Source organism: Streptomyces pathocidini, assembly GCF_001418495.1.
Taxonomy (GTDB): domain Bacteria; phylum Actinomycetota; class Actinomycetes; order Streptomycetales; family Streptomycetaceae; genus Streptomyces; species Streptomyces pathocidini.
On the sequence record NZ_LIQY01000428.1, the window covers coordinates 1 to 14,491 of the forward strand.

The 14,491-nt window shown below is 72.4% G+C and carries 13 protein-coding genes and 1 pseudogene; 8 read left to right on the forward strand and 6 right to left on the reverse strand.

Annotated features, from left to right (window positions below; all coding sequences use genetic code 11):
* Positions 1–22: 22 nt before the first annotated feature.
* Positions 23–1,453 carry a wax ester/triacylglycerol synthase family O-acyltransferase gene (locus AOK16_RS19485; protein WP_157859270.1) on the reverse strand — a complete coding sequence of 477 codons (1,431 nt, stop codon included), beginning with the start codon at positions 1,451–1,453 and terminating at the stop codon, positions 23–25.
* A gap of 599 nt (positions 1,454–2,052) precedes the next feature.
* Here AOK16_RS19485 and AOK16_RS19490 point away from each other — a divergent pair.
* The 7 genes from AOK16_RS19490 to AOK16_RS19520 all read left to right on the forward strand — a co-directional run bounded on the left by AOK16_RS19490 (position 2,053) and on the right by AOK16_RS19520 (position 9,574).
* A complete protein-coding gene (locus AOK16_RS19490; RefSeq protein WP_055473492.1) occupies positions 2,053–3,774 on the forward strand; it encodes a WD40 repeat domain-containing protein in 1,722 nt (573 codons plus the stop codon).
* A 9-nt stretch (positions 3,775–3,783) separates the two neighbouring features.
* The gene (gene ribA, locus AOK16_RS19495; protein ID WP_079101561.1) at positions 3,784–4,473 is read left to right on the forward strand and encodes a GTP cyclohydrolase II RibA; all 690 of its coding nucleotides are present in this window, start codon (positions 3,784–3,786) and stop codon (positions 4,471–4,473) included.
* Positions 4,470–5,492: a formylglycine-generating enzyme family protein gene (locus tag AOK16_RS19500; RefSeq protein WP_079101562.1), complete on the forward strand. Its 1,023-nt coding sequence runs from the start codon at positions 4,470–4,472 to the stop codon at positions 5,490–5,492. The genes ribA and AOK16_RS19500 overlap by 4 nt, the downstream gene beginning before the upstream one ends.
* Positions 5,493–5,499: 7 nt before the next feature.
* Entirely contained in the window at positions 5,500–6,582 is a 1,083-nt protein-coding gene (locus AOK16_RS19505) for a glycosyltransferase family 4 protein (RefSeq protein WP_055473493.1), read from the forward strand.
* A gap of 75 nt (positions 6,583–6,657) precedes the next feature.
* Positions 6,658–8,073, forward strand: a complete 1,416-nt coding sequence (locus AOK16_RS19510) for an MFS transporter (RefSeq protein ID WP_055473494.1) — start codon at positions 6,658–6,660, stop codon at positions 8,071–8,073.
* Positions 8,070–8,855, forward strand: a complete 786-nt coding sequence (locus AOK16_RS19515) for a phosphoribosyltransferase (RefSeq protein WP_055473495.1) — start codon at positions 8,070–8,072, stop codon at positions 8,853–8,855. Before AOK16_RS19510 ends, AOK16_RS19515 begins: the two co-directional genes overlap by 4 nt.
* A 62-nt stretch (positions 8,856–8,917) precedes the next feature.
* The gene (locus AOK16_RS19520) at positions 8,918–9,574 is read left to right on the forward strand and encodes an HD domain-containing protein (RefSeq protein ID WP_055473503.1); all 657 of its coding nucleotides are present in this window, start codon (positions 8,918–8,920) and stop codon (positions 9,572–9,574) included.
* Positions 9,575–9,598: 24 nt separating this feature from the next.
* On the opposite strand, the gene AOK16_RS19525 is transcribed toward AOK16_RS19520, so the two are convergent.
* From AOK16_RS19525 to AOK16_RS19530, 3 genes and pseudogenes are all read right to left on the reverse strand, one after another.
* Positions 9,599–9,835 (reverse strand): DUF397 domain-containing protein, encoded by a 237-nt coding sequence (locus tag AOK16_RS19525; protein WP_055473496.1) that lies wholly within the window; start codon positions 9,833–9,835, stop codon positions 9,599–9,601.
* Positions 9,828–10,073, reverse strand: a pseudogene (locus AOK16_RS28540) (Scr1 family TA system antitoxin-like transcriptional regulator); the annotation flags it as partial. The pseudogene AOK16_RS28540 and the gene AOK16_RS19525, both read right to left, overlap by 8 nt.
* Before the next feature lie 249 nt (positions 10,074–10,322).
* Entirely contained in the window at positions 10,323–10,760 is a 438-nt protein-coding gene (locus tag AOK16_RS19530) for a hypothetical protein (RefSeq protein WP_055473497.1), read from the reverse strand.
* 88 nt (positions 10,761–10,848) lie between these two features.
* Between AOK16_RS19530 and AOK16_RS19535 the strand changes: the two genes are divergently transcribed.
* Complete coding sequence (locus AOK16_RS19535) at positions 10,849–11,268, forward strand: hypothetical protein (protein WP_055473498.1); 420 nt, start codon at positions 10,849–10,851, stop codon at positions 11,266–11,268.
* A 149-nt stretch (positions 11,269–11,417) separates the two neighbouring features.
* Here the strand turns inward: AOK16_RS19535 and AOK16_RS19540 are convergent, their stop codons facing one another.
* Both AOK16_RS19540 and AOK16_RS19545 read right to left on the reverse strand, forming a co-directional pair.
* Complete coding sequence (locus AOK16_RS19540) at positions 11,418–13,094, reverse strand: glycoside hydrolase family 3 N-terminal domain-containing protein (RefSeq protein ID WP_079101563.1); 1,677 nt, start codon at positions 13,092–13,094, stop codon at positions 11,418–11,420.
* A gap of 106 nt (positions 13,095–13,200) precedes the next feature.
* Positions 13,201–14,361 carry an ABC transporter ATP-binding protein gene (locus tag AOK16_RS19545; protein WP_055473500.1) on the reverse strand — a complete coding sequence of 387 codons (1,161 nt, stop codon included), beginning with the start codon at positions 14,359–14,361 and terminating at the stop codon, positions 13,201–13,203.
* Positions 14,362–14,491 lie beyond the last annotated feature (130 nt).

The following is a 14,491-nucleotide window of genomic DNA, read 5'->3' on the forward strand; positions in this document are numbered from 1 at the left end:
CTCGGGCTCGGGCTCGGGCTGCTCAACTGCCCCGCGCGGGCGCCGGATTCGGGGCGCGGCCGAGCGCGTCCGCCAGCTCGGCCAGGGCGTCGCCGGTGTACCGCGCGAGGTCGTGCACACGGGGCACGGTGCCACGGTCGCCGGTGAAGACCACGGAGAAACGGCCGCCCGCGGACACCGCGGCGATGAACAGCGCCATGCCGTGGCAGATGCTCCCCGCCGCACTCAGTGACTCCAGCCTGGCGCCGCGGAGGTAGCGCGGCTCCGGGGGGCCTGCGACGTTGGAGACCACGACGCTGTACGGCGTACGGGTTCTGCCGCCGAGCCCCAGGACGTGCTGGGTGACGAACGGGACCGAGAAGGCCGCCCCGTACACCGTGGCCAGGCCCTGGGGCAGCCCGTGTGCCCTCTCCTTGGCAAGTGCGCTGGAGCGCGCGACCAGTCTCACACGTTCGACCGGGTCGGCGACATCGGTGCCGAGGCTCATCGCGGCCATGGTGATGGAGATCAGGTGTGTGCTGTCGCCAGGCGCCCTCGTCGACACGGGTGTGCCCGCGGTCAGCGTCCGCTCCGGCAGCGCTCCCCGCTCCCGGAGGTAGCGCCGCAGCCCTCCGCCGCAGGCGGCCAGGAGGATCTCGTTGACCGTCACTCCGGCCGCCCGCGCCGCGGAGCGCAGCTGCTCCAGCTCGCAACTCAGCGTCGCCACCACGCGCTGCCGTCCGATGCGGCGGTTGAGCATCGACCTCGGTACGGCGTAGGGCAGCGCGAGTGCCGGGTCCCGTTCCCCTCGCGCCTCCGCGGCCAGGCGCCTGGCCGCCCTGGCGACGTCCGCCGCGGTGGGCGCCCCACCGCCGGACGGCTCGCCAGCGCCCGGCTCGCCTGCGGACGGCTCGCCTCCGCCCGGCTCGCCGGCGGACAGCCCGTACGCGGACGGCTCGTTGGCCGTGGCCCAGAACGGCCGGACCGCGTCCGTGGGAGCGGGGTCGAGCATCCGCAGCAGGCGCAGGAGGAGGCCGGCGCCGTCCATGAGGGCGTGGTGGACCTTGAAGTAGAAGGCGAACCGATGGTCCGCCAGCCCTTCGATGAGGTGGAACTCCCACAACGGCCTTGCCGGGTCCAGGGGTTGGGAGTGCAGCCGCGACACCAGGGCGTCCAGTTCCCGCGGTCCGCCGGGCCGGGGCAGCGCGGATCGCCGTACGTGGTGGCCCAGGTCGATCTCGTGTGCCGCGAGTACCCGCCAGGCCGCGGTCGCGGCACCCAGCCGTGCTCCCACCGGCCGGAACGTGAAGGGGGCCGCCGCGGCGGGCGCAGCGCTCAACTCCGAGAACAGCTCCTGAAGGTAGCCCGGCCCGGCGCCGTCCGGGAGCGCGAACGTGGCGATCGCTCCCACGTGCTGCGCGGTGGCCGCGGAGTCGTACGCGAGGAACGTCCGGCTGCCGGCTTCCACCCGCACCGTGGGCGCCCCCTTCGCGGGGCGGGCCGGTCGGGTAAGGTCAGGAAGCTTCATTCGGATCCGTTCCCGAGTTGGCGGGCATTTCTTTTGGCGCGAACTGAACACTCCGATTGGAGTTTTCCGAAAATTCAGGTTTCTCTCATGGGAGCGGAATGAAGAACCCTGTCCCCTCGGGATCATTCCGGAGATCGGCCATACTGACCCACTCATGAAAGTGCGGCGTGGAGCCCTGCGGCAAGCCTTGCTTCACCGAATGACCGATTCGCATCGGTCCCACGGGCCGCCCGAGGCGACGCCCGGCGCCCGACACCCTCATCAAACGCTGACATAACATCCCCAACTGACGCCCAGAACCGGACACTTCCGCGCCTCCATGGATGGGCCATTGACTTGGGCATGTGCCGCCCGTAGCTTTTCTGCCTGTTGCCGAATATCGCAGCTACCGGGTGTTGTTCCCCCGCCCGCAGATCATCTTCGGCCGCCGCGCGGAAACGCCACTCGCAAATCCGCCAGCTCCATCAGCGCGCTCGTCCCTGTGCAGGTCACGTGCGTTTTCCCTTGCCTCCTCTCAGGACGGGCCGCACCCACGGGAGGAACCGATGATCAAACACACTTCACCCATCAGCGGGGTCGACGCCCACGGCGATTGGGTCGCGACCGCCGGCTATGACAACAAAGTGATCCTGTGGGATTCGGCGACCCGGACCGCCGTCACCGAAGCGCGCCACGACCACCTGGCCAACCAGTGCCGGTTCTCCCCCTCCGGGCGCATCCTCGCCACCTCCAGCAGCGACTACTCGGCACGGCTGTGGTCCGTCCCGGAGATGCGGCTGATCACGGTCCTCGCCGATCACAAGGACGACGTCGAGATGACCGTGGTCTCCCCCGACGAGAGCCTGGTGGCAACCGCCTCGCGCGACCACCTCGCGCGCGTCTACGACCTGGACGGCCGGCTGATCCACCGGCTGGAAGGACACGAGGCGGACGTGCTCTCCGTCGAATGGGTGCGCGGCGGCGCCGAGTTGGTGACGACCAGCGACGACGGCACGGTCCGCCGGTGGGACGCACTCGACGGAGAACTCCTCAGCACCATCGACCTCGGCGACGTCGAGACGGACACCGTCGCGGTGCTGGGCGACGAGGAGTTCGCGCTGGGCAACGACGAGGGCGAGCTCATCCTCGTGGGCCCGAAGGGCACGAGGAGGCACCGCGTCCACGACGCCGGCATCAAGCGCCTCGGCTACGACCGCACCACCGGTCTCCTCCTCAGCTCCAGTTACGACCGCACCGTACGGCTGTGGCAACTCGACCGGCAGCACGGCCTGGTGCACGTGCTGACCGCCGACGTCCCCGCCGACGTGTGGCTCCGCTCGTGCGCCCGCCTGGACGGCAGCCACTGGGTCTTCGGCACCTTCGGGTCGTCGTACGCCGTCTTCGACCAGGCCGACGGCACCTGGAGCCTCGACGGCGTCGAACCGACTCCGGGGCTCAACGCCGTGACCGCCGCCCCGGCCGGCGTCTTCACCGTCGGCGACAGCGGCACCGTGCGGCAGGACGGCGAGGCCGTCGCCGAGATCGGCAGCTGCTGCAACTTCCTGACGCCCTTCAACGGCACCGTCGTCACCGGAGGGCAGCTCGGAGCGCTGCACGACGCCGTGACCGGCAAGCTGGTGCACCAGCACCGCTCGCCGCTGAACTGCGCCGCCGTGCACCGGTCGCCGGACGGGGAGCTCCTCGTGGTGGGCGCCTACACCGGCGAGGCGCTGCTGTTCCGGGGCACCGCACGGCACGGGATCGCGCTCGTCGGGGAGCACCGCATCCAGGAGAACGCGATCAAGGGCATGGCCGTGCACGGGGACACGCTGTTCAGCGTCTGCGCCACCGGAGCCGCCACGTGGCACCGGCTGCCCGGTCTGGCCCTGACGGCGAGGAACGACGACGCCCACACCCGCATCGCCAACAGCGCGGCGAGCCTCCCAGACGGACGCTTCGCGAGCGTGGGGCGTGACCTGACCCTGAGGATCTGGACGGCCTCCGGCGAACAGGAGGCGGCCGTGCCCACTCCGCACCGCAACAGCATCAAGTGCGTGGCCGTGGACCCGCACACCGGCCTGATCGCGACGGGCGGCTACCACGGGCGGATCGCCGTCCACGACCCCCGCTCGGGCACCTGGGCGGTGGACGAACGCCCCACCACAGCGGGCGTGTCCAGTCTGAGCGCGGCCGGAGTGCCGGGGCGGTTCCTGGCCTCGTCGTACGACGGCAGTGTGTACGAAGTGGACGCGAGCGCCCATGCCGCACCGACCCCCGCGTCGCGGTAGGCGGGGCCCATGGCCACGGCAGAGGACGACACGGTGACGCGGCTGGCGAGTGCCCCGGTCCCCGTCGGCTCCACGCTGATGCAGTTGACGGTTTTCGGCCGGATCTCCCCGGACGGTGAGGACATCGAGGAGGCGGTGGCCCTGCGCACGGCGGCCTGCCGCCCCGACTCCGGCAAGCCCCCGATCGTCCGCGTCCACAGCGCCTGCTTCACCGGGGACGTCCTCGGGTCCGCCAAGTGCGACTGCGGCCCGCAGCTCACCGCGGCACTGGCGGCCATCGTCGAGTCGCGGAACGGCATCCTGCTCTACATGCTGCGCCACGAAGGGCGCGGCATCGGACTCGCCAACAAGATCCGGGCCTACGCACTGCAGGCCCTGGGGCACGACACGATCAGCGCCAACCTCGCCCTGGGCTTCCCCGCCGAGGGCCGTGACTTCCGGCTGGCCGCCGAGTGCCTGCGGCATCTCGGGGTCACGCACGTCCGGCTGATGACGAACAATCCCGAGAAGTTGAGCCAACTCGCCCAGTGGGGGCTGGTCGTGACCGACAGGATGCCGCTCGGCGGTTTCCGCACCCCCTTCAACGAGGCGTATCTGGAGGCCAAGGACAATCTGATGGGACATCTCGACGCACTGGGCGCCGGGCAGCCGGTGACCGGCGGACTGGGCGCCGTGGCACCGCACGGGGGGTCGCAATGACGGAGATCGTGCCCGCCGGCCTCGTCGACGCAGACATCAACTCCCTGACCGACCGGGCCGCGATGGGGCTGCCGGACCACTACGTCCGGCCGCGCGCGGAGTCCCTGCCCCCCTTCCGCCGCGTCGCCGGTCTCGGCCGCGGCGAACTGGCCGCCATGGTGGAGGACGCCTCACTCGACCTGGAGTCGCGGCTCGCCTCCGGCGCCGCACTGGCCCTGGCGGGCGATCCGCGGATCCGTCCCGACGACCCGCCGATGCTGGACGTACCGGCCGGTCAGGCGGCCATCGGCACCCCGGTGGGGGACATCGACGCGCTGCACCAAGACTCCGCCCGGTTCGGGGTGCGGCGGCCGTGGATCGAGAAGGAGTGCCCGCGCCACATCCACACCGTGGCCGCGTTCCGGATTGCCGCATACCCGGTCACCAACGCCGAGTACGCGGTCTTCCTCCACGAGACCGGCCACCGGGAGATCCCCAGCGGCTGGCACTACGGCCGGTTTACCCCGGCCGTGGCCAACCACCCCGTCCACACGGTCACCGCGGAGAGCGCCGACACGTACGCGCGGTGGCTCGGTGCCAGGACCGGCCGGGCGTTCCGGCTGCCGACGGAGCAGGAGTGGGAGTACGCCGCCGGGGGCCCCGAGGGCCATCGCTACCCGTGGGGCGGGAAGTGGAGCGCCGACGCGGCCAACACGCTGGAGTCGGGGCTGCTCATGACCACTCCGGTCGGGGCGTTCCCCGATGGCCGCAGCTGGTGCGGTGCCCTGGACATGGCCGGGAACGTGGAGGAGTACACCAGCAGCGTCTACGGCCCGTACCCGGGTGGGCAGTTGGTGCGGGACGACCTCTACCTGCGGCTCGGCGCCTACCGGATCGCCCGCGGCGGGGCGTTCAACCGCTTCAGGGACCTGGCGCGCTGCCAGCGCCGGCACGGCCCCTACCCGCGCTCGCTCTACGCCATGGGCTTCCGCCTGGCCGAGGATCCCCCGGCGGGCGCGGCCGCGGCGGACGGGAGGTGAGCCGACCGTGCGCGTGCTGCATGTCCACTGGACCGCGCGGCCGGTGACCGGCGGCGTGGAGGCCCACCTGGGCGCCGTCGTCCACCAGCTCGGCGCCCTGCCGTGCGCCGTCGGCGCCGTCGCGGGCACCCGGGAGTCGCCGGGCGTCGCGTACGAGGCCGCCCTCGACCTTCAGGTGCCCGCCGCCGACGCGGAAGTCTCCGCGCTGGTGAGCCGGTGCGCGGGGGCGGACCTCGTCCACTGGCACAACCCGCAGTGGCACAAGCCGACCGTGGTGTCGGCGGTGGTGAGCGCTCTTCAGGACCGCGGGTGGCGGGGCCGTTTCGTCTTCGACCTGCACAACATCGACGAGCAGCCGGCCCACTGGGAGTTCCTCGCGCGGCTGCCGGGCCGGCTGGTGGCCCACTCCCCGTTCGTCGCGGAGGAGGCGCGCGGCCGGCTGGGCGGCCGGGAGGTCGCCGTGCTCCCGCTGGCGCTCCCCCTGCGCGAGGAGCCCTACACGCTGCCCTGCCGGGACAGGACCGTGGTCCTGCAACCCACCCGGATGACGCGGTGGAAGGGCTCCCATCTGAGCCTGGAAGCCGTGCTCACCCTGCTGGAGGAGGGCGCCGACCTGCACTTCGCGCACGCCGGCACCCGGCACCTCATCTGGCCGCCGGGCATTCCGGAGACGCTGCTGGAGCGGGCCCGCGACTGGCGGGAGAAGGGCAGGGTCCACTTCGTCCACTACACCCCGGAGCAGAGCTGGGCCGCCATCCGGCAGAGCGACATCGTCCTCCATCCCACCATCGACCGCGGTGCCCACGGCGAGCCGTTCTCGCTGTCGGTGGCACAGGCCGTCGTCTGCGGGCGGCAGGTGATCGCCAGCGATTCCGGCCATCTCCCGCGTATTCTGGGCGGCTATTCGGCAGGGCGGATCGTTCCCGCCGGGGATCTGCGGGCGCTCACGGACGCGCTGCGGGAGGCCGTACGCAAACCGCTCGTCGGGCAGAGCGCCCGCGACCTGTCCCTGGCCCGGGAGCTGAGGGAGGGGCTCGCGACCGCCGGGGCGGCGCACCTGCGCTTCTACGGTTCCCTGTCAAGGTCTTGACGGAACATCACCTCGCTTCCGGGAGTTGACACATGAGCACCCGCCGACCCGGGCCAGTTCGGAGGTCCCCCACCTGTGCCGCCCCTTGACCCGCCCACGGCCGGGCCCCGGCTGCTGACAGCGCTCGCCGGAGCGCAACTGCTCGTCGCGCTCGACTTCTCCGTCATCTACGTCGCCCTGCCCGACATCGGCGAGAGCCTGCGCTTCTCGGAGGTGTCCCTGCAGTGGATCGTGAGCGCCTACGCGATCTTCTTCGCCGGGTTCCTGCTCCTGGGGGGGCAGCTGACGGACGCCTTCGGCGGCGGCCGGGTCTACCTCGCCGCCCAGGCACTGTTCGCCGTCTCGTCCCTGGCCGCAGGTCTGTCGCAGGAGGTGTGGTCCCTGATCGCCGCCCGGGCCTGCCAGGGCATCGGGGCAGGGCTGCTGGTTCCCGCCACGCTTGGGCTGCTCAGCACCTTCTATCCCGCCGGGCCCCGGCGGGACCGCGCGCTCAGCGTGTGGGGCACCACCGGCGCCGCCGGGCTGGCGCTGGGCGTGGTGGCGGGCGGCGGACTGCTCGCCGTCGCCTCCTGGCGCTGGATCTTCCTGGTCAACCTGCCGATCATCGCTGTCTGCCTGGCCGCCGCGGGCGGGGCGATGCACGGACGGGGCAGGGAGCGTACGCCCATCGCCCTGCCCGCGACGCTGTCGGCCTCCGCCGCCGTCACGTCCCTGGTCCTGCTGTTCACCGAACTCTCCCGAGCCCGCACCTCCGTACCGGTCGCGGCCGCGGCCGCCGGGGCCACGGTGCTGACGGCGGGCCTGTTCGCCGTCACCCAGCGCCGGGGCGCGGGCCCGCTGATCCCGACGACGCTGCTGCGGGTGCCGACCCTGCGCGTCGCCTGCGGCGTGGCAGCGCTCTATATGGCCAGTTTCGGGGCCGAGTTCTACCTCGTCACGCTGTACCTCCAGTTGGAGCGGGGGTACGAAGCCCTGGAGGCGGGGCTGGCGTTCCTGCCCCTGGCCGCGGCGATCATCGTCGGGAACACCCTGGCCGGGTTCCTCGCCGGCCGCTGGTCGCTGCGGGCCCTGCTGTCCACGGCGTTCCTGACCGGCGCGTTCGGCCTGCTGGCCCTCGCCGTCGCGGTCTCCGTCTCGGGCGGCTACGCGCCGGGCATCCTCCCGGGGCTGCTCCTCAGCGGCGTCGGCCAGGGCATGGCGTTCACCGGCATGTTCATCACCGGCACCCACGACCTTCCGCAGGAGAGCAACGGCACGGGCAGCGCGCTGGTCACCACCGCCCAGTACACCGGCGGGTCCGTGGGCCTCGCGGCCCTGGTCGTCATCCACGGCGAGCGGCCGGACACCTCCGCCTTCGTGCTGGGCTTCTGCGTCACCGCCGCGGTCGCGGCCGCCGCGGTCCCCATCGCCCTGTACTTCCTGGCACGTCGACGCGTGTCCGCCCACTCCGCCCGACGCCCCGTCGGCAGCGACACCGGAGGACAGAGATGACCGCCCCGCACCTGCTCGACCGGATCGGGCTCGCGCCCGGCACCCAACGGCTCGTCCGCGACCTGGAGAGCCGGTACGACACCCACTTCAGCCACCTGGTGCACTTCACCGCGCAGGAGTTGTCCGCGCTCCACGCACCGGGCCCGCTCCCACCGAACGTGCGCACAGCCTCCGCGGCGGACCCCGAGGTGGCGCAGCGGATGGAGACGATCACCGACGTGGCCAACCTCCCACGCCAGCGATCGGCCGACCGCGACCGCTACTTCCAGGCGCTGATGGACATCTACGGGATGCTGCCCGTGCGCGCCGCCGACCTGGCGTCCCGGCCGGACACCGCGGTCGTGGCACCCGAGCGCGAGGGCCGCATCCTCGCCGAGGCGCTGGGCTGCCACCCGGAGGGCCGGTACTGGAGCCCCCAGGCCAAACGCATACACCTGGACCGGGGGCTGCTGGTCGGCGTGGACGACCGGCTGCCGCGGCAGGCGGACCGGCTGGTCGTCATCGACGGTGTCGTGGCCAGCGGCGTCACCCTCATGGCCATCGCGCAGTTGGCCGCGCGGCCCGGAGCCGTCGTCGACATCCTCACCTGCCACTCGACCCGTCAGGGTGCCCTGGCGCTCGCCCGGTGCGCCGAGCGGCTGGGCATCACGCTGACCCTCCACGTCGGGCACGTCTCGGGCGCGCTCAACCACAAGTTCTACGCCGTGGACCCCGATGCCCCGGACCGGCTGATCCTCGGGGACGTGGGCGACACCATCAGCCCGCGGAAAACCACGACGTGAACCTCCCGATGCCGCTCGCACACCCGGTCCTCCCGGACCGCCGACCTTCCCAGGGAACCACCATGGCGTACGAAGACCAGCCCACCCTCGCCGAGTCGGTCAGGCAGCCGCCCGGGGTGCCCGAACGACTGCACCAGCAGATCGACTTCATCCTGGAGGTCGACCGGCTGAAGACGATCCTGCGGAGGAGCCCGCTGCTGGCCGCCGACCGCCGGGAGAACGACGCGGAGCACTCCTGGCATCTGGCGCTCATGACGCTGGTCCTGGCCGAGTACGCGGACGAACCCGTCGATGTCGGCAAGGTCCTCGCCCTCGTCCTGGTGCACGACCTCATCGAGATCTACGCGGGCGACACCTTCCTGTACGACGCGGCCGGCGCCGCCGACCAGGAGGAGCGGGAGCAGCGGGCGGCGGACAAGTTGTTCGCGCTGCTCCCCGCCGACCAGCACGACCGCTTCCGCGCGCTGTGGGACGAGTTCGAGGCGCGCGAGACCCCCGAGGCGCGCTTCGCCAAGGCGATGGACCGGTTTCAGCCGCTTCTGCTCAACTATGGCAATCGCGGCGGGACTTGGCGGACCCCGGGCGTCACGGACGCCGACGTGCGGGCCCGCAAGTCGGTGATCGGGGACGCGTCGGCGCCCCTGTGGGCGTACGCGCAGCAGCTGATCGAGACGGGCGCCGAAAACGGGTGGGTCGCCCGCGCGAACCCCGAGGCCTGACGGCTGCCGGGGCTCGCGGCGCCGTTACGCTTCCAGCTCCCCGCGGCGGACCGCGTCCACGAACGCCCGCCAGGCGTCCGGTTCGAAGACGATCGCGCCGAGGCCGCGGTCCTTGGTGTCACGGACAGCCTGACGACCGGAACGGAGACGCCCGCGTTCTACGCAACCGTTGTCGCTGCCGCTGTGGGAGCTCTTGTGCCAGACCGCGCCGTCGAGTTCACCCGCGACGGGGAGGGCGCATCCTACAGCGCCTTCATCCACTTTCCTTGATGAGATCACGAATGTATCGCTTCGACTCGGAGGGTGACAGTGCAGCGGCTGTCAGGTCAGCCCACGCTCGGGCATAAACCTCGACGTCGACCAGCTGTTCCAACAACGTACCACCGGTCAAGTGCTCCAACCACGCCACATCGATAGAGGGCTCGCCCCGCAGCGAGAACATGGTGTACGGGGCATACTGCGCGATCGGGAACGTGGCGTTCAGCGGCAGTACTTGGACACTGACATTCGACCCAACGGCTTGTGCTCACGGTCAGCGACTCCGTGAGGGAGCCGCCAACCGTCAGGCAACCGGACGGCACGTCCGAAAAGGGCCGGGGGATGCACCTGCTCACCGCACTGACAACCCACTGGGAAGCCGCCCCGACCCCGACAGGCAAGGCCATCAGGTGCGTCCTGGAAGCCTGAACTCCCGTAAGCCGAACACCACTCGGCGCCCATGCCCCCGGCGGCCCTCCCGCCCAACGCCTCACCGTCCCCGCGCCGTCTCCAGCGTGAACCATGAGCCCCCGGCGTCGCGGCCCGCGAAAGGGTCCCGGGCCGGGACGTCGGTGGCGACGAGTTTGATCTGGATGTGGGCCGTGCCCGTGGGGCCGGGGGTGTTGGCGCGGATGCGCCAGCGTTCGGTGCGCACTTCGCCGCGGTGGAACGAGGCGCCGCCCTTGGCCAGGAGGGCGCTCACGTCGTTCGCCACGACCAGCTCCTGCTCGGTCCAGCGGCCGGTGGCCGGGTCCCGTCGCTCCACGGTCAGGGCCGGGTCGCCCTCGCCGAAGGCGTTCGTCTCCGTCGTGAAGACGACCTTCAGGCAGCCGTAGTCGCGGACGTAGTTGCGCAGGGTGAGCGTGAACTCCCGGGCCGGGCCGCCCCGTTCGAGGCTCAGGTGCCGGTCCGGCAGGGAGACGTACACGTCGACCTTCGGCTGCTCGGCCGAGGTCGGCTTGAGGGCCAGGTTCGGGCAGGGAGCGGGTTTCCTCCGGGAGGGAAGTGGCTGAGCCTTGACGGGGGACGAGGGCGATGCCGAGGCCGGCGCCGACGGCCTGTCGGAGGTCGCAGCAGAGGCAGAGGCGGAAGGAGAAACCGGCACGGAGGCCAAGGGCTCCGCCGCAGCCGTCTCCCTGCTGCTCCCCTCCGACACCTCGCGCCTGTGCGCCTCCTTGTCCACGCACCCGCTCAGACCGCCCACCAGCACGGCGGCCACGACCACTGCCACGGCCGCTGATCTCAGTCGGCCCCTGTTCCGCGTCCCCACCCCGGCCATCATGGCGTCCTCCTCCGATCACCCCACTGGTGCGCACACCCAAGCGCAGGCCAAGGGCCGACCGGAAGATTCCGTGCCCGTCCGTGATCAAGACGAGATACGGCCGGCGCGAGCCTTCGACACCTTCAACGCCTTCCCGTTGCCGCCGGAACAGTGACCCCTCGCCGCGTGGTGCGCTGGATCGGACCCAGCCTCGGCACGCGGCCACGAGGTGTGGCCGCGACGGAGGATTCGGCATGGAAACGGCTTCAGGCCAACGGGAGCGGCCCGCCCCCGGTCGGAGGGCGGGCCAGGCGTGCGAGGCGATCAGGTCTCCGGGCCGCCCGCCAGGGCCTCCGCCGCCGCGCGCAGGTTGGCCCGGCCCCGGCCGTACGTGCAGAAGCCGCTCGCTGCCGCCGTCTCCGCGTCCGGCATGCCCGTCGCGATCAGCAGCGCGTCCGGGCGGGCGGCGAGCAGCGCGGCGCGGACGCTGTGCTGCCAGGGGTGCAGCTCCGCGTCCTCCGTGGCGATCACCAGCGGGCGGCCCGCGGCGCGGCGCAGAATCTCCGCACAGTCCACCGCCTCGTCCGTCACGCTGACGCCCTCCGCCGCGGGCAGCACCGACCGTACGAGGTTGACCAGGTCGAACCGGTCCCATTCCAGCGCCGGGTGGGGGGCGCGGAACAGGTCCACGATGTACGGCGTCGAGGCAGGGGCGGAGGCCGACGCGACCGGCTCGGCGGCCCCCGGGGCCTGGACGGCGCCCCCCGGGGCCGGGACGGAGGCACCCGAGGCCGGGACGGAGGCAACCGAGGCCGGGACGGAGGTCCCCAGGGCCAGGGCGGCTGCCGATGGTGCCGCCCCCAGGGCCCGGCGCGCGGCGCGCAGGCCGATGTCGTACGAGCCGCCGGGCATCCCGGACATTCCGGGCACCCTCGACGCCTCGGAAGCCCCCGACGCCCGGGACACCGCAGGCTTCGCGAACCGTGCCGCCAACTTCCGTACGCGCTCCGCCGCCTCCCCCACCCGCGCCTCGTCCAACGAGCCGTCCGCGATGGCCGTCCGGACCGCGGCCGCGCAGCCGAACCACAGCTCCGGCTCCGGCAGGACGATGCAGAGCTGGTCGGCCCCGGCGGCCAGGGCCAGGTGCGCCCCGGCCTCCTCTCCGAACTCGTCGGCGATGGCCTTCATCTCCAGCGCGTCGGTCACCACCACGCCCTGGTAGCCGAGTTCCTCGCGCAGCAGGCCGGTGAGGATGCGGCGGCTGACGGTGGCGGGCAGGGGGTCGAGCTTCGGGTAGGTGACGTGGGAGGTCATCACGAGCGGTACGCCCGCGTCGATCGCGGCACGGAACGGCACCAGGTCGATCGCGCGCAGTTCCTCCAGGCCACGCGGGTCGACCGCCGCCGCGTGGTGGCTGTCGACCGTCGTGGACCCGTGGCCGGGGAAGTGCTTCGCGCACGGGGCGACCCCGCGGGCGAGCCACGCCTCGACCCAGGCCGTTACGTGGCGGCTCACGTGCTCGGGGTCGGCGCCGAACGCCCGTGTCCTGACGATGGGGTTGGCGGACTCGCGGTGCACGTCGGCCACGGGGCCGTAGCCGACGGTGATGCCGTGGTCGGCGAGGTTGCCCGCCAGCACGCCCGCCACGTCGGCGGTGAGCGCCGGGTCGTCCACGACGCCGAGCGCCCAGTTGCCCGGCGTCTCGGCGCCGCCGGCCAGCACCAGGTGCCCGATGCCGCCGCCCTCCTGGTCGATGGAGATCAGGAGGTCCTCGCGCAGCGACCGCAACTGGCCGGTGAGGATGCGTAGTTGGTCGCTGCTCGCGACGTTGCGGGTGTGCAGGATGACGCCGCCCAGGCCCTCGTCGATGAGCCGCTTCAGCTCGTCGGTGGGGGCCGTACCGTCGAAGCCGACGACCAGGCAGCGGTTGACCGCCTGGGACAGTGCCTCGGGCAGCCTCTTCGCGGGGTTCGCCACCGAGTTCCTTTCGGGGTCGCTCACACGGCTTCTCACACGCTTCTCACACGGCTTCTCGCAGGGTCGGCCACCGGGCCACCTCGGTTCGTCACCGGGCAGCCCCGATTCGCCACCTGGCCGCCTCGGTTCGTCACCGGGCGCCCTCGGGGACCGTACGGGTGCCGCTCCCCGCCGTGGCGGCGCCGCCCGCCTCGCCCTCGGGGTCCGCGAGCAGCCAGCACCGCGCCCAGTGGCCCCCGTTGACCGCCGCCGAGTCCCCGATGCGCACCGGCGGCGCCAGATCCACGCGCGGCGGCGCCTGCGTACGGCACTGCTCGCGGGCGAACGGGCAGCGCGGGTGGAAGCGGCAGCCGCTGGGCGGGTTGACGAGGTCCGGCGGCTCGCCGGTGTCCCCGTCCGCGTCTCCGTCGAGCGCGTCCGGCCCCTCGTCTGCGCCGCCCGCGAGGAACTCCATGCGGTCCGGGTCGGGCGTCGAGTCGAGCAGGAGGCGGGTGTACGGGTGGGCGGGGCTCTGGGTGACCTGCTCACTGGTGCCGTACTCGACCATCTCCCCTGCGTACATCACCGCGATCTCGTCGGTGAAGTAGCGGGCCCCGGCTATGTCGTGGGTGATGTAGAGCATCGCCAGGCGCTCCTCGTCGCGGAGCGCGGCGAGGAGGTTGAGGATCTCCAGGCGGATGGAGACGTCCAGCATGCTCACCAGCTCGTCGCCGAGGAGCACTTCGGGCTCCACGGCCAGGGCGCGGGCGATGGCCACGCGCTGGCGCTGGCCGCCGGAGAGCTCGTGCGGATAGGCGTCGAGGAACCGCTCGGGCGGGGTCAGCTGGACCCGCTCCAGCAGGCCCCGGGTCCGCGCTTCGAGCTCGTCGGGGTCGGTGACTGCGGCGTGCAGCTTGAGCGGGCGCTCCAGGAGGTAGCGGATGCGGTGCAGGGGGTTCAGGGAGCCGAACGGGTCCTGGAGCACCATCTGCACCTTGGACGCGTACGCCCTGCGCGCCTCCCGGCCGCGTGCCGTGGCCGGGGAGCCGTGCAGCAGCACGCTGCCGTCGGTGGGCTCCTGGGCGAGCGCGAGGGCGCGGGCGAAGGTCGACTTGCCGCTGCCGCTCTCGCCGACGAGCGCGACGGTGCGACCCGCGTGCAGCCGCAGGGACGCGCTCTCCAGGGCGTGTACGACGTCCCCGCGCCTGCCGTGGTGGGCCGGGTAGTGGACGGTCACGTCGACCGCTTCGAGGACGGGCGGTTCCGCGGTCTCGGCCGCCCGCGCCTCGGTGGAGTCCTCAACTGGCTTCATCGGGCTCTCCGTTGTTCGGTGCGGGCGTCTCGTCCGGCGCCGCGGCGCCCGCTGTCAGCTCTCCCGTGCGCACGCACGCCACCAGCCGGTCCCCGTCCGCCTCCAGCGCGGGAACGGCCTGCGCGCAGGC

Excerpts from the sequence above, each read along its gene's own strand:
- AOK16_RS19500 (WP_079101562.1), top strand. The coding sequence starts at position 4,470 with ATGACGGAGATCGTGCCCGCCGGCCTCGTCGACGCAGACATCAACTCC.
- AOK16_RS19545 (WP_055473500.1), bottom strand. The coding sequence starts at position 14,361 with ATGAAGCCAGTTGAGGACTCCACCGAGGCGCGGGCGGCCGAGACCGCG.
- ribA (WP_079101561.1), top strand. The coding sequence starts at position 3,784 with ATGGCCACGGCAGAGGACGACACGGTGACGCGGCTGGCGAGTGCCCCG.
- AOK16_RS19520 (WP_055473503.1), top strand. The coding sequence starts at position 8,918 with ATGGCGTACGAAGACCAGCCCACCCTCGCCGAGTCGGTCAGGCAGCCG.
- AOK16_RS19490 (WP_055473492.1), top strand. The coding sequence starts at position 2,053 with ATGATCAAACACACTTCACCCATCAGCGGGGTCGACGCCCACGGCGAT.
- AOK16_RS19515 (WP_055473495.1), top strand. The coding sequence starts at position 8,070 with ATGACCGCCCCGCACCTGCTCGACCGGATCGGGCTCGCGCCCGGCACC.